The organism is Paraburkholderia sp. BCC1886, assembly GCF_900996245.1.
In the GTDB taxonomy this organism is placed as follows: domain Bacteria; phylum Pseudomonadota; class Gammaproteobacteria; order Burkholderiales; family Burkholderiaceae; genus Paraburkholderia.
The window spans coordinates 140,619-157,215 of the sequence record NZ_CAAJGK010000085.1; the positions used below are offsets into that span (position 1 = coordinate 140,619).

15 protein-coding genes are annotated in these 16,597 nt (G+C 65.0%); 5 read left to right on the top strand and 10 right to left on the bottom strand.

Annotated elements, in window-relative coordinates:
* Nucleotides 1-410: 410 nt before the first annotated feature.
* Nucleotides 411-1,877 carry a DUF1254 domain-containing protein gene (locus FQ746_RS27245; protein ID WP_144112897.1) on the bottom strand — a complete coding sequence of 489 codons (1,467 nt, stop codon included), beginning with the start codon at nucleotides 1,875-1,877 and terminating at the stop codon, nucleotides 411-413.
* Nucleotides 1,878-2,207: 330 nt separating this feature from the next.
* Between FQ746_RS27245 and FQ746_RS27250 the strand changes: the two genes are divergently transcribed.
* Complete coding sequence (locus tag FQ746_RS27250; RefSeq protein ID WP_144112898.1) at nucleotides 2,208-4,946, top strand: heavy metal translocating P-type ATPase; 2,739 nt, start codon at nucleotides 2,208-2,210, stop codon at nucleotides 4,944-4,946.
* A gap of 77 nt (nucleotides 4,947-5,023) precedes the next feature.
* Here the strand turns inward: FQ746_RS27250 and FQ746_RS27255 are convergent, their stop codons facing one another.
* On the bottom strand, nucleotides 5,024-5,677 hold the full coding sequence (locus tag FQ746_RS27255) for a glutathione S-transferase family protein (RefSeq protein ID WP_144112899.1): 654 nt from the start codon (nucleotides 5,675-5,677) through the stop codon (nucleotides 5,024-5,026).
* Nucleotides 5,678-5,954: 277 nt separating this feature from the next.
* Between FQ746_RS27255 and FQ746_RS27260 the strand changes: the two genes are divergently transcribed.
* Nucleotides 5,955-7,589 carry a polyhydroxyalkanoate depolymerase gene (locus tag FQ746_RS27260; protein ID WP_260854178.1) on the top strand — a complete coding sequence of 545 codons (1,635 nt, stop codon included), beginning with the start codon at nucleotides 5,955-5,957 and terminating at the stop codon, nucleotides 7,587-7,589.
* Between the two features lie 104 nt (nucleotides 7,590-7,693).
* Here the strand turns inward: FQ746_RS27260 and FQ746_RS27265 are convergent, their stop codons facing one another.
* From FQ746_RS27265 to FQ746_RS27285, 6 genes are all read right to left on the bottom strand, one after another.
* Nucleotides 7,694-8,128 (bottom strand): cupin domain-containing protein, encoded by a 435-nt coding sequence (locus FQ746_RS27265; protein WP_144112900.1) that lies wholly within the window; start codon nucleotides 8,126-8,128, stop codon nucleotides 7,694-7,696.
* A 110-nt stretch (nucleotides 8,129-8,238) separates the two neighbouring features.
* On the bottom strand, nucleotides 8,239-8,850 hold the full coding sequence (locus tag FQ746_RS27270) for a flavin reductase family protein (protein ID WP_144112901.1): 612 nt from the start codon (nucleotides 8,848-8,850) through the stop codon (nucleotides 8,239-8,241).
* 104 nt (nucleotides 8,851-8,954) lie between these two features.
* On the bottom strand, nucleotides 8,955-9,875 hold the full coding sequence (locus FQ746_RS27275; RefSeq protein ID WP_186310852.1) for a 3-hydroxyacyl-CoA dehydrogenase family protein: 921 nt from the start codon (nucleotides 9,873-9,875) through the stop codon (nucleotides 8,955-8,957).
* A gap of 165 nt (nucleotides 9,876-10,040) precedes the next feature.
* Entirely contained in the window at nucleotides 10,041-10,331 is a 291-nt protein-coding gene (locus tag FQ746_RS27280; protein ID WP_144112903.1) for a hypothetical protein, read from the bottom strand.
* Nucleotides 10,332-10,791: 460 nt separating this feature from the next.
* A complete protein-coding gene (locus FQ746_RS34910) occupies nucleotides 10,792-10,950 on the bottom strand; it encodes a hypothetical protein (protein ID WP_186310853.1) in 159 nt (52 codons plus the stop codon).
* A 169-nt stretch (nucleotides 10,951-11,119) separates the two neighbouring features.
* A complete protein-coding gene (locus FQ746_RS27285; protein ID WP_144112904.1) occupies nucleotides 11,120-12,619 on the bottom strand; it encodes a hypothetical protein in 1,500 nt (499 codons plus the stop codon).
* Nucleotides 12,620-12,986: 367 nt separating this feature from the next.
* Between FQ746_RS27285 and FQ746_RS27290 the strand changes: the two genes are divergently transcribed.
* Nucleotides 12,987-14,126 (top strand): AGE family epimerase/isomerase, encoded by a 1,140-nt coding sequence (locus FQ746_RS27290; RefSeq protein WP_144112905.1) that lies wholly within the window; start codon nucleotides 12,987-12,989, stop codon nucleotides 14,124-14,126.
* Nucleotides 14,127-14,138: 12 nt separating this feature from the next.
* On the opposite strand, the gene FQ746_RS27295 is transcribed toward FQ746_RS27290, so the two are convergent.
* On the bottom strand, nucleotides 14,139-14,414 hold the full coding sequence (locus FQ746_RS27295) for a hypothetical protein (protein WP_144112906.1): 276 nt from the start codon (nucleotides 14,412-14,414) through the stop codon (nucleotides 14,139-14,141).
* Between the two features lie 217 nt (nucleotides 14,415-14,631).
* On the opposite strand from FQ746_RS27295, the gene FQ746_RS27300 reads away from it, so the two are divergent.
* Together FQ746_RS27300 and FQ746_RS27305 are read left to right on the top strand one after the other, a co-directional pair.
* Nucleotides 14,632-14,835 (top strand): cold-shock protein, encoded by a 204-nt coding sequence (locus FQ746_RS27300; protein ID WP_007178724.1) that lies wholly within the window; start codon nucleotides 14,632-14,634, stop codon nucleotides 14,833-14,835.
* Nucleotides 14,836-15,149: 314 nt separating this feature from the next.
* Nucleotides 15,150-15,584: a PaaI family thioesterase gene (locus FQ746_RS27305; RefSeq protein ID WP_144112907.1), complete on the top strand. Its 435-nt coding sequence runs from the start codon at nucleotides 15,150-15,152 to the stop codon at nucleotides 15,582-15,584.
* A gap of 160 nt (nucleotides 15,585-15,744) precedes the next feature.
* Here the strand turns inward: FQ746_RS27305 and FQ746_RS27310 are convergent, their stop codons facing one another.
* Nucleotides 15,745-16,593 carry an ureidoglycolate lyase gene (locus tag FQ746_RS27310; protein ID WP_144112908.1) on the bottom strand — a complete coding sequence of 283 codons (849 nt, stop codon included), beginning with the start codon at nucleotides 16,591-16,593 and terminating at the stop codon, nucleotides 15,745-15,747.
* Nucleotides 16,594-16,597: the final 4 nt, after the last annotated feature.

Here is a 16,597-nt window from a genome sequence, read left to right on the forward strand (position 1 = left end):
AATTGGGAACCCGGCACCCGATCGAAATGTAAGCCGGCGATTACACAATCTTCCGCGCGACGGAGATCGCGCTTTGAGTAGGTTGGGTGTGGCGGGATGGTGGCGATGGTTGGCGAACGTGGCCGGCTTCGGCGTGTAGCGGCGTGTAGCGGCGTGCAACGGCGTGCCTGCGTGCGCGACACCGGCCGCCGGGATGCCGGCCACCGGGATGCCGGCCACCGGATCGCCGGCCACCGGATCGCCGGCCACCGGATTGCCGGCCACCGGATCGCCGGCCGCCGGATTGCCGGCCGCCGGATTGCCGGCCGCCGGATCGCCGGCCGCCGGATTGCCGGCCACCGGATCGCCGGCCACCGGATCGCCGGCCGCCGGATTGCCGGCCACCGGATCGCCGGCCGCCGGATCGCCGCTTACTGACGCACGACCGCCGGCGGTTGCCAGGTACCGTCGGTAGCTTGCGGTTTCGGTGCATACAGCCGCAGCACAAGCTGCAGATCGGCACGCGGGGCAGGCAACCAGTTACCGCTCGTCACCCCGCCCTTGCCGCTCTTCCCGCCCTTCGTGCGCACGGACGACACCGTCACGTCGAGCGAGCCGTCGCGATTGCGACGAGCGCCATTGCGATCGCCAACCGCCAGCCGCGCCGGCGCGCTTTCGCCCAGTGCGCCGTCTCTCGTGTACGCGGTGATCGACCAGAATCCGCGCACCGGCGGCAACTGGTTTGGCGCGAAATGGACGACATAGCGATTCGCGCCGTTCAGCGCGTGGCCGTCGCTGTCCTGCGTGACGACCGCGCGCACTTCGTCGTCCTTCGTGCCGATCCCCGGTTGCGCATAAGCGGCGTAGGCACGCAGCGCATAGTCGGGACCGTAGCTGCCGACGCCGTCGCCGAACCAGCTCCAGCCGTTGCCGTTCAGCAGATTCGACGGCGCCGTCACGACCCGCTCGTGGCCGTCGGCGAGACCCGCGGCAATCGCCTCGGGCGCATTCGGCAGCTTGACGGGAGCGTCGGACGTGACGCCGAGATCGGCGAGAAATTTCAGCGCATGCGGATCGGCGGGCGTCGGCGGATTCTCCGGCAACGCTTGCGCAAGGCGGTCGAAGAAACCGTTCGCATCGAGCGCGGCGACTTGCGAAGCCGGCGTGTTGGCGGCGCCGGTCGCGGCCGGGTCGGCGGCATTGGCGCGCGGCGGTGTGATGGAAGCAGTGCGTGAAGAAGCCGAACGAGCATCGGTCGTATAAGCGCTTAGCGGCGTCACACGAATGCCGCGCTGCAGCTTGCGAACCGCCGTCAGATCGCGCGCGGCGTTCGACTGGATGCGCACGCTCACCCATGCATTGCGGGTCGGCACGTCGATCCGCGTCATGCCTTGGGGCAACTCGCCCTGCCAGCCGGGGCCGACCAGCGCGATGGCCTGCGCCTTGATGCCCGCAGCCTTCACGGCGAATTGCGAAGCGGTCGACCAGACCACGTTGGTCCACATGTCGAGGACGCGCGCATCGACGTAATGGCCATGCGAATCGGGTAACGAGAGAATCACGGGTTCGGTGCCGACATCGAGCCAGCCGGTCGAATCGAGCGTGTCGAGACTGGGCCGCACCGGATACGCTGCGCCGATCGGCGGCAGCGCTTGCGCGTGGCGCAGCGTGTTGAGCGGCGCCTGGCCCGGGCCGGTACCGACCGCGGCGTCGCGCGCCACGCCCATCAGGACCAGCGGATAGCCAAACACATAAGAATCGGCGACTTCGTCCTTGATCCAGCCCGTGGTTTTTTGCGTGCTGGATGGCGTCGATGCGCAGCCCGCGAGGAAGGCAAGGCCTGCAATCGATGCGCAGGTCCAGTGAAACGAAAACGGTTCGTGGCGATTTTTTATCATTCGTGCGGAGGCGGATCGTGCGGTCCAGAGGGAGACATCGTCGATGCGGCGCGGCCTGGGTGGAGGATGTCCCGCCTGGTCTCCCAGCGCAGCTCTCCAGCTCTCCACGATTCGCGTTGCCGACAACATCGGGTTGTATCGTATCCTTTCCCGCCCGGCAAGCACAAAGGCCATGGCTGGGGCGAACAACGAGCCGGGAGCCGCCCGCTTGTCGAAGCGTTCAGCATGAGGTTTTTTCCCTGTCATTAGCCCGCTTCTTGACCTTCCCACAATGGGAAGGTCGATACTGGCTTCCTGACGCGGCCTCCAGCCGCACGAGCCTTGCCGACCATGACCGAACTTGCCCCCTCGCCACCCGCCACGGACGCAGCCGTGCACCCCCTGCAAACCGCCGAATTCGACGTCGGCGGGATGACTTGCGCCTCGTGCGCGTTGCGGGTCGAAAAAGCGCTTGCGAAAGTGCCGGGCGTCCAGACCGTGTCGGTGAATCTCGCGACCGAGCGCGCCCATGTCGAGAGTGAACCCGGCGTCGCGCCCGACACCCTTGCCGATGCCATTCGCAAAGCCGGCTACGACGCCACGCCGGCCAGCCTGCCGTTGGCTACTACCACGCTGCCGGAGACGGAACTGGCGATCGGCGGCATGACCTGCGCTTCCTGTGCGCTGCGGGTCGAGAAAGCGCTGACGAAGGTGCCGGGCGTCGCCCGCGCGTCGGTGAATCTGGCGACCGAAACCGCCAGCATCGACGTGAGCGACGCCGCGTTGGCCGCGGACACGCTTATCGCAGCGGTGACGAAGGCGGGCTACGAAGCGACCCTGCTCAAAGTCGATGCCACCGACAGCGCCGACCCCACCGACCCCGCCACCCCTTCCGCCGCAGACGAACGCGCCGCCCGCGACACCCGTCAGCGCGATCAGGCGCGCCACGAACTCACTGCTGTCCTCGTTTGCGCCGTGCTGGCGCTGCCGCTGGTCGCGCCGATGATCGGCGAATGGTTCGGCTTGCACGCGATGCTGCCGCCCTGGCTGCAACTCGGCCTCGCCACGATCGTGCAATTCGGCTTCGGCGCGCGCTTCTATCGCGCCGCGTTCCGCGCGGTGCGCGCGGGCGCCGGCAACATGGACCTGCTGGTGGCGCTCGGCACCTCCGCCGCGTATGGGATCAGCGTCTACGAACTCGTCAGTCATCCGGGCGACATGCAGCATCTGTATTTCGAAGCGTCGGCGGTGGTCATCACGCTGGTGCGCTTCGGCAAATGGCTCGAAGCGCGCGCTCGCCGTCACACCACCGACGCGATCCGCGCGCTCAACGCGCTGCGCCCCGAACGGGCGCGCGTGCGCGTCGGCGGCGAAGAGCGCGACGTGCCGCTCGCGCAGGTGCGGGTCGGGGCGGTCGTGATCGTGCTGCCCGGCGAACGTGTGCCGGTGGACGGCGCGGTGCTCGAAGGCCGCACGCATATCGACGAATCGCTGATCACCGGCGAAAGCCTGCCCGTCGCCAAGCAGCCCGCCGATCCGGTCACGGCCGGGTCGATCAACGGCGAAGGCGCGATTGCCGTGACGACGCTTGCCATCGGCGCGGAAACGACGCTCGCGCGCATCATCCGCCTCGTCGAAAGCGCGCAGGCCGGCAAGGCGCCGATCCAGCGTCTCGTGGATCGCGTCAGCGAGATTTTCGTCCCCGCGATACTGCTGCTCGCGGCCGTCACGCTGGCCGGCTGGCTGCTGGCCGGCGCGGGCGGCGAGACCGCGGTGCTGAATGCGGTGGCCGTGCTGGTGATCGCCTGTCCGTGTGCCCTCGGGCTCGCGACGCCCGCGGCCATCATGGCCGGCACCGGCGTAGCGGCGCGGCGCGGCGTGCTGATCAAGGACGCCGAGGCGCTCGAAACCGCGCATCGCGTGAGCATCGTCGCCTTCGACAAGACCGGCACGCTGACGCTCGGTCAGCCCTCGGTGACGGCGCTCGAACCGCTCGACGGACTCGACCGCCTCGCCGCACTCGAACTGGCCGCGACGATTCAGCGGCACAGCGATCATCCGTTGGCGCGCGCGGTGGTCAAGGCCTACGACGCGACGCGTGTCGGCGAGACGGCTGGCGGCGCTTCGGCTACCGCCTCGGCTACGACTACGACTACGACTACGGCTACGACTACAGCTGCGGCTACGACTACAGCTGCGGCTGCGGCTGCGGCTGCGGCTGCGGCTAAGGCTGCGGCTGCGACTACGGCTACGGCTACGGCTGCGGCCTCGCCCTCGCCCTCGCCTTCGCCCTCGACCGCGCGCGCGGTCGCGGGGCGCGGTGTGGAAGCGGAGATCGACGGCCGCAGGCTGGCGCTCGGCAGCACGCGCTGGCTAAGCGAACTCGGCCTCGCCGTGCCGCCCGCGCTAGCCGCGCGCGCTCGCGAACTCGAAAGCGCGGGCAATACGATCTCGTGGCTTATCCAGCGGACGCCGCAGCCGCTGGCGGTGCTCGCGTTGATCGCTTTCGGCGACACCGTCAAACCGGGCGCACGCGCCGCGATCGACCGGCTCAGGCAGATGGGTATCCGCAGCGTGCTGGTGACCGGGGACAACCGGGGCAGCGCGGCGCATGTCGCCGAAGCGCTCGGCATCGACGAGTTTCATGCCGAAGTGTTGCCCGACGACAAGGCACGTCTGATTCAAAGCCTGAAAACACGTGGCGCGGGCTCGAAGAAACACGACGACATCGTCGCGATGGTCGGCGACGGCATCAACGATGCGCCCGCGCTCGCCGCCGCCGACATCGGCATCGCGATGTCCACCGGCACCGACGTCGCGATGCAGGCCGCCGGCATCACGTTGATGCGCGGCGACCCGGCGCTGGTAGCCGACGCCATCGACATTTCGCGGCGCACCTGGCGCAAGATCCGGCAGAATCTGTTCTGGGCTTTCGTGTACAACCTGATCGGCATTCCGCTGGCCGCGTTCGGCTGGCTGAACCCGATGCTGGCCGGTGCGGCGATGGCTTTTTCGAGTGTCAGCGTCGTGACCAACGCGCTGCTGCTGCGCGGCTGGCGCGGCCGCGCGGCGGTGCGGGATCACGGCTGAAGGCTAATGGGTAACAGCTATTGGCCAAGGGCTAGCGGCTAGCGGCCAAGGGCTAGCGGCTAACGGCGCGGGCGGCGTCAGAACTCGACGTCCAGTTCGTCGATCTCCTCGACTTCCTGCTGCGCGCCCGCAATCCACTCCTGCATTTCCGGCAGCGCCATGATGCGCTGCCCATAGTCGACGATCTCGGGATCGAGCTTCACGTCGTAGGTGACGAAACGCGTCACGACCGGCGCGTACATCGCATCGGCCGCGGTGCGCTCGCCGAACAGAAACGGGCCGCCATACTGCTTCAGGCATTCGCCCCAGATCGCGACGATCCGGTCGATATCCGATTGCGCGCGCGCCCACACCTTGAAACCCGGAAAGTGCGCCTTGAGGTTCATCGGCAAGGCGGAGCGCAGCGAACTGAAGCCCGAATGCATCTCGCCGCAGATCGACCGGCAATGCGCACGCGCGCGCAGATCTTTCGGCAACAGACCCGCCGCGGGCTTGAGTTCGTTCAGATATTCCGCTATCGCCAGCGTGTCCCATACCTTGATGTCGTCGTGAACGAGGCGCGGCACCAGAATCGACGGCGACAGCAGCAGCAGTTCGGCGCGCGCCGCGGGGTCGTCGGTCGACATCAGGACTTCTTCGAACGGCAGGCCGCTGAACTTGACCAGCAGCCAGCCGCGTAGCGACCAGGACGAATAGTTCTTGCTGCTAATCGTAAGCGTGGTATTGGCCATACGTTTCTCCTCCAGATGAGACACTCGTCCGCCGCGTGACCTTGCGATGGGCGTCGGGCTCCGATGCATTGCTCGCCACTACGTGTGCACGCTGCCGTGCGCCGGCGCACCAAAGCGCGGCAATTCCGGGCCGTCCACGGGACTCGCGCAAATGCTATGCCAACGTACATCGGATGCGCATGCGCAGTTCAGCCTGCCGCTCGGGCTCGCATCGCCCGATTGGCACATGACTTGCCTCTATTCGGGCTCCTTCCCTTTCTGCATTCGTGCGAAGGTTATGAACCTGTTCGCATATCCCACATACCAGGCTTTCGCTGACATGATGTTGCCGATGCGGCACGGCGCGGCGCTGGTGAATCATTCGCTCGACGCATGGCCCGCCTTCGGCGACACGCCTCACGGCCGTTCGCTGCGCGCCGCCTGCGAACTGATGACGCTCGCCGGGCTCACTCCCGTGCGGCCGCCCTTCGGTATCGACAGCGTGGTGACGGAAGGCAAGCCGGTGGCGATCGTCGAAGAGGTGGTCGGCGGAACGCCATTCGGCTCGCTGCTGCACTTTCGCAAGGCGACGCCGCCGACGGTCGCGCAGCCGCGCGTGCTGGTGATCGCGCCGATGTCCGGCCACTTCGCGACGCTCCTGCGCGGCACCGTGCGCACCATGCTGGCCGAGCACGACGTCTACATCACGGATTGGCACAATCCACGCGATGTGCCGTTGAGCCAGGGCCGCTTCGGTTTCGACGAATACGTGCAGCACGTGATCGACTTCACCGCGACGATCGGGCCGGGCGCGCATCTGCTCGCGGTCTGCCAGCCGACCGTCGCCGCGCTGGCCGCCGTCTCGCTGATGGCCGCCGACGATCATCCCGCGCAGCCCGCCAGCATGACGCTGATGGCGGGACCGCTCGATACGCGCATCAACCCGACGCGCGTGAACGAGCTGGCGAAGAGCAAACCGATCGAGTGGTTCGAGAAAAACCTGATCAGCGCGGTGCCGGTCGGGTTCGCGGGCGCGCATCGCCGGGTGTACCCGGGATTCGTGCAGCTCACCGCATTCATGGCGATGAATCTGCAGCGCCACGTCGATTCATTCGAGACGATGTACTTCGAACGCGCAAAAGGCGATCCGGCGAAGGCGGACACGATTCACACGTTCTACGAAGAGTATTTCGCGACGATGGATCTGACCGCGGACTTTTATCTGGAAACGGTCGAGACGGTATTCCAGCAGCATGCGTTGCCGTTGCACGCGTTGCGGGTCGGCGGACGGCTGGTGCAGCCATCGAAGATCCGCCGGACTGCTTTGCTCACGGTGGAGGGCGAGAAGGACGATATCTGTGCGGTCGGCCAGACGCTCGCCGCGCAGGACATGTGCGACAAGCTCCGGCCGTATCTGAAGACGCATCACGTGCAGACCGGCGTCGGCCACTATGGCGTGTTCAACGGACGGCGCTGGGAGCGCCAGATTTATCCGCGGGTGCGAGCCGTGATTTACGACAACGAGCCGCGTGCGGTGCTGGTGGGAGCGAAGGCGCGCACGATCCAGCCGGTGCAGTTGCCGATGGCGGCCGCGAGCGCCGCGGAAGTGACCGCGGCGGCGCCGGCGATGGCGGCGGTGGTCGAGGCGGAGGTGAGTGTGGTGGAGGAAGTGGCTGAGGCCGAAGCCGGGGCCTCGTCCGGGTCCAAAGCCGACGCCGAGGCTCGAGTCGGATCCAAGGCCGATTCAAACGCCGAGGCCAAGCCCGATTCAAAGGCCGGTTCAAAGCCCGGTTCAAAGCCCGGGGCCAAAGTCGAAGCCGAGGTTACGGCGAGAAAAGTGTCGCCACGCAAGCGTGCGAGCGCTGCGCGAAGCAACGGCGCTGCGAAGCCGCAGGCGTCGCGGACGCCGCGACGGCGGCCGCCCGCGGCTTAGAGAGAAAGGCCGACGAGAAGTGCCGACCCGAAAGCAGGGTTTTGCGGGAGACGGCCGTGCTTACTGGCCTCTCCCGCACCGCGTGACGTGGACTCTCACGCGATTCACGCCGCCACGCCCTTCCACGGTTTCGCCGCCGGCACGGCGCACGGCCCATCGACTTCGATCGATTTGAAATCGGCCGGCGAGACGATCTCGATGTACTCCATGTCTTCCGAATAATCGAACAGATAGTGGACGATGCCCGGCGCCTGATGCACGCAGTCGCCGGCCGCGACGAGCGTCTCCTTGTCGCCGTACATGAAGCGCGCCCAGCCCTTCAGCATGATCACGATATGGAAATCGGCCTCATGACGGTGCCAACCCGTGCCTTCCTCTGGTGCCTGATTCGCCTTCACGAGTTGCGCAAGCACCTTCCCGCCGGTCGCCTGCGCAATGCCCAGATCGCGGTAGAGAAAAAAGTCGCGTAAGCCCTGATCCTCGTAGGACGTGTCTTGCGGACGGATATGACTGAATTGCGTGGCGAATTCGGTAGACATGATCGCGCTCCTGGAGAGTGAGCCGGCTTGGGGAAACGACGCGTGGAGCGTCGTTCGCAAGCATCAAGCGAGCCAGAGTGCGCGGAGACCGGGCGATCGTGCGCGGCGGATCAGGCGGTCGGGCGAAACATCTGGAACATCTCGCCGATTTCAGCGTAGTCGGCGCGATAACCGGCACGCATGATCGGCTGCGCGGCCTGCGTGTCGAACAGACCGTCTTTCAGATAAGCCTCGTTGATATGCACGCCCACGACCTGGCCAAGCGACAGATAGTTATCCATCGGCTCGCCGTCGATCGTATGCAGGCGAATCACCTGCAGCAGTTTGCATTCGAGCGCGGCCGGCGATTCGGCGACGTGCGGCACGTCGACGTTGCGTCCCGGCGCGGGAGTCAGCCCGGCCAGTTCGAATTCGTCGACGTGCGGGGGCACGGGCGCGGACGAGCGGTTCATCTGCTCGGCCAGCGTTCTGCTGGAGAGATTCCAGACGAATTCGCCGGTTGCTTCGATGTTGGAAACGCTGTCTTTGTGGCCTTCGCTGCTGAAACCGATGATCGGCGGAAAGGTTGCGAATGCGCCGAAGAAACTGTACGGCGCGAGGTTCAGCGTGCCGGCCTGATCGCGCGAGGAAATCCAGCCAATCAGCCGCGGCGCGACGATCGCCTTGAACGGGTCGTGCGGGAGACCGTGGCCGGCCTGGGGATCGTAGAAGTAGTGAGACATGGTGAGTGTGCCTGGGGAAGTGTGCGTTGCGGTTGGATGAGGCGCGGTTCGGTGCGCCTTGCTTAGTCCGGGTCTCATAGCAAAGGCAATGCCGCGACCGGCGTTCAGCCGCGGCTGATCACGCGCTTGCGGCCCGCCTTGACCTGCTCGAGGTGCGCGTCGTCCCAATCGTAAAAGCCGGCGCCGCTGCGCACGCCCACGCGTCCGGCCTCGACCTTTTCGCGCAGCAGGTCCAGCACGTCTTCGTCCTTGGCGAGTTCGGGCATCAGATGCGTCGAGATATCGAGGAACGTGTCGAGCCCGCCCATATCCGCGCCCTCCAACGGTCCGACGATCCCCCAGCGGCGTCCGAGCGACGCCTTCATCACGCGATCCACCACGTCGGGCGTCGCCGCACCGGAGCGCACGATGTTCAGCGCCTCGCGAAGCACCGCGAACTGCAGACGGTTGCCGACAAAACCCGGTATCGCCTTCGCAAGCACCACCGGTTCCATGCCGATGGCGCTCATCAGCGCAGCGGTTTGCTGCGTGACGTCGGGCGCGGTGGCCGTGCCAGGCACGACTTCGACGAGCGGAATCATGTGCGGCGGATTCCAGAAATGGGCGATTACGAATCGCTCAGGTGCACGCAGCGGAGAAACCAGTTGATCGGGCGGGAAACCGCTCGTGTTGCTGGCCAGAATGGCGTCGTCAGCCAGCAGCGGCGAGAGCGCGGCATACAGGCGATGCTTCAGCTCCAGTACCTCGGGGATGGCTTCGATCACGAATTGCGCGGCGGCCATCGCGTCGAGTTGCGCATGAGTTTCGATCCGGGCCAGCGCGGCCTGGGCCGCGGCCCGGTCGATACGGCCGGCGTCGATCAATTCGTCGAGCACCGCTTGCGCTTTGGGCGCGACGCTCGCGAGGCGGGCGGGATCGACATCGTGGACGATCGTCCTGTGTCCGTGCAACGCGCTCTGCGTCGCGATGCCAACGCCCATCAAACCCGTGCCCACTACGCCAATGACTGCCTTGTCCACGCTCATCTCCTGCTACTGTCGATCAAAGCACAGGAGCATAGCGCAGCGTGCCCGAGCGCCTGCCCAAACATGACAAAGCCGGTCTTCCGTGAGGAAAAGACCGGCTTCGAACCTGCGTTTGCAGGTTGCGACTTTAGCGGGCAGTAGCGCCGTCAGGCGCTAGTGCTGTGCTTAGCCGCGGTGATCCCAATGGTGATCGCGGTGCGGATCGTGGTCGTGCGGATGATTGCGCATCCACTCGTCGTGGCTCCAGTAGCGATGGCCGTCGTAGTAACGGTCGCCATGCCAGCCAAGGTTGATCGAGATGCCGACCGGCATCATGTGGGGCTGACCGTAGACGGCAGGACTGCCGTTTTCGACCAGCACCCGCTCCTGGGCGAAGGCGCTGCCGGCCGCGAGCAGCGCGCCACCAGCCAGAAGGGTTGCGATAAGCGAACGCGATGTCTTGTTAAAGGTTTTCATAGTGAGACCTCCCATCAAAGTGTGTGATCAAGCCAGCGTCCGTACTTAGTCGACCTGTAAGGAACTTCGGTTCGAACCAGACGCCGTACGCTTGAAATCACTCTAACTGCCGAAAGCGCTCCGGGAAGTGAACACTTGTAAGCACTCATTTCCGACAAAGGGCCGGATGAGTTCACGCAGGCCTGGCTGACGAGCCCCGTCTATAAAGGCATACGGGGCAACGCGCCGGATTCGGGCGTCGACGAAACGACAGGCCCGGTTACATTCATTTCCGCGCGGAAATATTCCGCTAGACCGGGGGAAACGATGAAAGGCGTCTAAAAAGGAAAGCCACGATTCGCTTTTCGCGGATCGTGGCTCTGGATGCAGCGGGTGTTGGCTGGGTGTTGCTGGGTGTTGCTGGGTGCTGAAAGCGGCTGAAGCGTGCGAGCCTGACGCTCTGGCTTCTGACGATGGCCGCTCAATCGCTCAGCTTGATGCCGAACAACGTGGACTGCGCGCGGCGGACGCGTTCTGCTTCGCGGCTGCGCGCTTCGTACGAGTAGTCCGCATCCAGCGGCAGATGGGGCGACGCGAAGGCATCGCTAACCTTTTGGAACAGTGCAAAGATGAAGCTCATGGCGACTCCCGGTTGGTGACTGCATTGACTAGGGTTTTCCCTTAGGTGCTGATTATAGGGGTTTTCCCTATATCAAATCTAGTGCAATGCAGCAATTTTTGGGTGGTGCGCCGTTTCGTCGCGGTGATTGTCGTGATGCGTCGCATCATGACAACGTCCCTTTTATCGATTAATGCTGATTGGCGGTTTTTGGTTTGCGAGCGTGATGGACGCGAGCCGGCCGTACGGCGCGCGTCGGCGACACGGCTGCCGGTTCAGAGGCGGCTGGCTCCACCGGTGCCTCCGCGTTCGCCATTGCAAGATGGGAATCGAGCAGACTGGTCATCGCGGCCTGCTGGTTCTGCATGAGTTGCTCGATGCGCTGCTGCTGGGCGGTCGTTTCGCGGGTGAGGCGCATCAGCAGAACGGTTTGCGTGAAACCGATCGCCACCGTCACCAGCAGCGCGACCACCACGATCGACAGCATCCACTTCATCCGGCGCGAATGGTCCGTGGCGGCGTGGCGCTGATCCGCGATGACGCCGTAGAGCGCATCCACCGTGTCGGAAAAGGCCGTCGCCCGCGCGCGGTCGAGCTCCGGCGCGGCGCGTAGTGCGGCCGCAGCGGCTGCAGCGGCTGCAGCGGCTTCGGCGCGCTGGGCTCCACGCGATGCGGCTTGGGCGTCGGAGGGAGCGGACGGTGAGCGAAGGTCGAGGGTTGGGTCCGTCTTGGGCGGCGTGGTCGGCGTGGTCGGCGTGGTCGGCGTGGGCGGCGTGGGCGGCGTGGTCGGCGTGGTCGGCGTGGTCGGCGTGGTCGGCGTGGTCGGCGTGGGCGCGGTCGGCGTCGCCAAAGCGCTTGGGGCAGTCGGTGTGGCCCGGAGCGGGGCCACCTGCGGTGCGTCCAGCGTGCCCTCGCTATCTGTAGACGCTTCGGTCGCCGTCGTTTTCTCGAAAGCCGTCGCGGTGCGGGATGCCGTCGCCGCCTTGGCAAAGGTGGCAGCAAAGCGCTGGGGCGGTTTGCCACTGCTTGCGCGTCCGCCTGCGCTTTCGGCAAGCTTCGACGCACCAGCCGGTTCGGCCGCCTGACGCAGCGCGGTCACGCTGCGCGCCACCGTCGCCGCCGCCATCGCTGGCGTGAGCGGCACAGCAGGTTGCACGGCAGCTGGTTCGGCTGGGGTGGTCGACGAATCGGCGGAAAATGGCGCCTCGCCCGCCTCGGATTTGTCCGCGAGCGAACCGGAATCGACAGTTGGCGCGGACGCATCCGCAGACCCGGACGCCGACACCGGCGCCTCTTCGAACCCACTCAACGGCGCGTTCACCCAACCCGTCTCGTCAGAGCGGCCGGCACGCGACGCCCGACGCGGCGAACGGCTATCCAGCGAGGCGGCGTCGGTCGCATCGACCGCGCCGACCGCCGCGAGCACCACATCGGGCAATTCGAAGCCATGCAGCGTGCCTTGCCGGAGGTCGATGTTCATCGCCTCCAGCGTGGCGCGAGTGGGATCGTCGGGGAACAGGTCGAGCGTGCTGTCGTCGCGCGAGGCATCGCTCAATTGCGCGAGCCGTTGGGCGGAGCGCGCGGCACGCGCCAGTTTGTTTTCGGTTTCGGTCGGGACGGGGGCCTGACGACGCTTCTTCGAAGCGGCGCGGCGAAGCTGGGACTGCGGGGATGCTGCGGAATCTGCCATAGAGAGAAGCGCGGTCGTCGCCGGAAAGCGGGCGCCGGTCACCGCTTGTCAATGCCGTTGGAATTTTTCGAGCCCGCATTGTCGCATGGCCGCCCACCGCCGCCGAAGCCATTCGCGAGCTTTTCAGGGCAGCGGCGATCCGCCCGGCGGACCGGTCGATCGACCTGCCGTCACCACTCCTGTTCATCCTCGTCTGAAAGGATTTGAAGTATTTTCCGCACCGTTGTTGCAGTGTCATTGGGCCTCGTTTGCTTTATGCTTGCCCGCACGCCGGAGGGGCCGTCCGGCGCACACCACCGTCTTCCTGCCCGGCCGCATCAACCGTATTCGCAACCCGCAATTGCAACCCGCATCCGATCGACTGACCATGCCGAGCCTCCACTCCCCCGCCACGACGACGACTTCCCTCGCCGCCGCGTTGCGCGACCATTTCAACGGAGTGGTGCTGCCCATATGGCGCGGCCCGGGCTTCGACACGACGCTGCGCTTGCCCTATGAAGCCGTCGATGCGAACGCGCACGGCCCGTTGCCCGTCGAGCGCTTTCGGGCAATGGCCTGCGCGCGGCAATTGTTCGTGTTCGCGCAAGCGGGGGATCTCGGTCATGCACGCGTGCTTTTCGAGTCGCTGACCCGCACGTTTCAGGATCCGCGCCATGGCGGCTGGTTCTACAGCGTGGATGCACGAGGCGCACCGCTGGACACCACGAAGGATCTCTACACGCACGCCTTCGTGATTTTCGCGTGCGCGCACTATGGGTTGCGCAGCGGCGACCCTGAGGCGCTGGACCACGTGCATCGCACGTCTGCGCTGATTCAGGCGCACTTCGTCGCAGATCACGATCTGTTCAACGCCGCGCTCAACGAAGATTTCACAAGCGTGACCGGCACCCCGATCCAGAATCCGCTGATGCATCTGATCGAGGCGTGGCTCGTCGCCCGCGAAGCTACCCGTGACAACGCATTCGATGCGGCCTTACGGCGCCTCGCCAATGCCATCGCGCGTACTTTCGTGCACGAGCCGACCGGCTGCATCGCCGAATTGCCGATTGGCGCCGCGGATAACCGGCTGGAGCCGGGTCATCAGTTCGAATGGTATTGGCTCATCAGGCAGGCGCCCGAGCTGTTCGCGGAGTCGGGCCTCGACGCGGCGCTGACCCGCGCGTTCGCGTTTGCCCAACAACGTGGGGTCGATCCGGTAACCGGTGGCGTGTACGCGTCGCTCGACGAAACAGGAGAGATAAAAGATCCGGCGCAGCGAATCTGGGCGCAAACCGAATATCTGCGGGCGCTCGCGAGCCACCCTAGCCCAACCGTGCGCGCCGCCTTGCTACAGCAGATGGCGCTTTTCCAGCAGCGTTTTCTGCGCCCACGAGGATGGTTCGAATGCAAAGCGGCCAGCGGGGACGTGATGCGACCGGAGATGCCGTCGACCACGCCCTACCACCTCGCGACCGCTTACGAAGCATTGCCGCGGGAGGGTGATTCCGAACCGCTGAGGCTTATTTGACCGACCGGTCGCCTAATACGCTTCGCGTTCCCACGGCCCCCAACTGCTGTCGGCCGATTTAAAACGCATATAAGTTGCACTCTGCCCCGTAGGGGTTTCCGAGAGGTCGCCGAGCGGCTTCGGATCGGTGGTGTGGAGGGCGAAAGCCTGGCGTTCCTCGGTATCGACGGTGATGCGGCCGACCGGGTCCAGGGTGCCTTCCTGAGACGATTTAGACTCCAATATCGCGAGATAGGGGGTCAAACGACTCCAGAACGACGTCAGTTCTTCTTGCAGATAATGTTTCAATGTTTTTCCTGAAAGAGTAACAAAGCCAGTTTACCCTACCGGTCGTCATGTCCTTCGAAAGGCTTTCGGGGCGGAAAAATGCCCGAACACGGGAATACCCGAATACTGGTTGATTGGCGTCAGCCATAAAGACGTGATACAACTCGTACTTCGCGCTCGATCTCGTGTTGAGAAATAGCGGTCGCGAATGCAACACACAACATTTACTGGATCAAAAATGGCAACAGGTACTGTGAAGTGGTTTAACGATGCAAAGGGCTTCGGCTTCATCACGCCGGACGACGGCGGCGAAGACCTTTTCGCGCACTTTTCGGAAGTTCAAGGTAGCGGCTTCAAGTCGTTGCAAGAAAACCAAAAAGTGACGTTCGAAGTCAAGCAAGGCCCGAAGGGCAAGCAAGCTGCGAACATCCAGCCGGCCTAAGTACCGACAGGTACGTTGAGGCACCCTTAGGCGCTTGCGTCTGATGCAAAATGGCCCGCTTATGCGGGCCATTTTCTATTCCGGTTTTAGCTCGTTTGCGTTCAGGTTGAACCTGCAGAGACTACAAACACCCGCTGCGTCTGTTCGTCGCGACGCCCCGCTGTTGCGTACATCACACACATTTCCGACATTTCTCGCTCTGCCCCGGAGATTTCCGCGTCGCATCGATATTCCGATTCACCTTGACGCCTCTCGGCGCCGCTTTCTAGAGTGGTTAGGGACTGCCACCGCGGGCCCCGCCCGAAGGAAAGACGATGACCGACCTCCTCGACCGGGCGCGCGGCGCGCTGCATGCCCAGCCGTTCAGCGTATTGCTGGGCGCCGAATTGATGCACACGGGCACCAGCGAACTCACCCTCTGCCTGCCGATCCGCGACGAGTTGCGGCAGCAGCACGGCTTCGTGCACGGCGGCGTCATCAGCTATCTGGCGGATAACGCGCTGACCTTTGCCGGCGCCCTGTCGCTCGGGCCGAAGGTCGTCACGGGGGAGTACAAGATCAACTATCTGCGCCCGGCGCTCAACGGGACGCTGATCGCGCGAGCCAAGGTGGTCTACGCGGGACGCTCGCAGGCGACCTGTCAGTGCAACGTCTACGTGATGGACGGCGATCGCGAGAAACTGGTGGCCGTCGCGCAAGGCACGATCAACCGGATTGGCGAGAACGGCGAACACGAGCCTGCCGCGTGACGGTTGGACCTACCACGACCGCCCACCCCGAACGACGCCTCACAGAAGCCCTCAGCGCGTCCCAAACGCCCCGTCATTCGCAAACTCATGAAAAACCCGGGCCTGCTCGAAAGCAGCCCGGGTTTTTTAACGCCGCGAGCGCCTGTTACAGCGCCCAAACTCACTCAGCCGCGTAAGTCTTCTGCGTCTGTTCGCCCAGCCCTTCGATGCCGAGGCGAATCGTCTGCCCCGGTTTCAGATACACCGCGTTCGGCTTTACGCCCATCCCGACCCCCGGCGGCGTGCCGGTCGAGATCACGTCGCCCGGTTGCAGGCTCATGCACTGCGACACGTACGACACCAGCTTCGCGACGCCGAACACCATCGTCTTCGTGCTGCCGTTCTGGTAGCGATGCCCATCCACCTCCAGCCACAAATTCAGATTCTGCGGATCGGCGACTTCGTCACGCGTCACGACCCACGGGCCGATCGGGCCAAACGTGTCGAAACCCTTGCCTTTGTCCCACGTGCCGCCGCGTTCGATCTGCCACTCGCGCTCCGACACGTCGTTGATCACGCAATAGCCGGCGACGTAATCGAGCGCATTGGCTTCGTCCACGTATTTCGCCGGCTTGCCGATCACCACGCCGAGTTCCACTTCCCAGTCGGTTTTCTTCGAGCCGCGCGGAATTTCGACGTCGTCGTTCGGACCGCAGATCGCGCTGGTCCACTTGTTGAAAATGACCGGCTCGGTCGGCACCGGCAGGTTCGATTCGGCCGCATGGTCGGCGTAGTTCAGACCGATGCAGATGAACTTGCCAATGCGGGCCACGCAAGGCCCGAGGCGCGGATTGCCTTCCACCACCGGCAGCGAAGCGGGGTCGAGCGCACGCAGTTTGGCGAGACCAGCCTCGGTCAGCGCCGCGCCGTCGAGATCGGCGAGCACGCCCGACAGATCGCGAATCTTGCCCTGTGCGTCGAGCAAGCCCGGCTTTTCCTGGCCCTTCGGCCCATAACGAAGCAGTTTCATCGTT

What these genes read in the sequence shown, in the direction of transcription:
- FQ746_RS34910 (WP_186310853.1), bottom strand. Translation starts at nt 10,950, where the DNA reads ATGAGCTTCATCTTTGCACTGTTCCAAAAGGTTAGCGATGCCTTCGCG.
- FQ746_RS27305 (WP_144112907.1), top strand. Translation starts at nt 15,150, where the DNA reads ATGACCGACCTCCTCGACCGGGCGCGCGGCGCGCTGCATGCCCAGCCG.
- FQ746_RS27265 (WP_144112900.1), bottom strand. Translation starts at nt 8,128, where the DNA reads ATGTCTACCGAATTCGCCACGCAATTCAGTCATATCCGTCCGCAAGAC.
- FQ746_RS27285 (WP_144112904.1), bottom strand. Translation starts at nt 12,619, where the DNA reads ATGGCAGATTCCGCAGCATCCCCGCAGTCCCAGCTTCGCCGCGCCGCT.
- FQ746_RS27270 (WP_144112901.1), bottom strand. Translation starts at nt 8,850, where the DNA reads ATGTCTCACTACTTCTACGATCCCCAGGCCGGCCACGGTCTCCCGCAC.
- FQ746_RS27280 (WP_144112903.1), bottom strand. Translation starts at nt 10,331, where the DNA reads ATGAAAACCTTTAACAAGACATCGCGTTCGCTTATCGCAACCCTTCTG.
- FQ746_RS27245 (WP_144112897.1), bottom strand. Translation starts at nt 1,877, where the DNA reads ATGATAAAAAATCGCCACGAACCGTTTTCGTTTCACTGGACCTGCGCA.
- FQ746_RS27290 (WP_144112905.1), top strand. Translation starts at nt 12,987, where the DNA reads ATGCCGAGCCTCCACTCCCCCGCCACGACGACGACTTCCCTCGCCGCC.
- FQ746_RS27250 (WP_144112898.1), top strand. Translation starts at nt 2,208, where the DNA reads ATGACCGAACTTGCCCCCTCGCCACCCGCCACGGACGCAGCCGTGCAC.
- FQ746_RS27255 (WP_144112899.1), bottom strand. Translation starts at nt 5,677, where the DNA reads ATGGCCAATACCACGCTTACGATTAGCAGCAAGAACTATTCGTCCTGG.
- FQ746_RS27260 (WP_260854178.1), top strand. Translation starts at nt 5,955, where the DNA reads ATGAACCTGTTCGCATATCCCACATACCAGGCTTTCGCTGACATGATG.
- FQ746_RS27300 (WP_007178724.1), top strand. Translation starts at nt 14,632, where the DNA reads ATGGCAACAGGTACTGTGAAGTGGTTTAACGATGCAAAGGGCTTCGGC.
- FQ746_RS27310 (WP_144112908.1), bottom strand. Translation starts at nt 16,593, where the DNA reads ATGAAACTGCTTCGTTATGGGCCGAAGGGCCAGGAAAAGCCGGGCTTG.
- FQ746_RS27275 (WP_186310852.1), bottom strand. Translation starts at nt 9,875, where the DNA reads ATGAGCGTGGACAAGGCAGTCATTGGCGTAGTGGGCACGGGTTTGATG.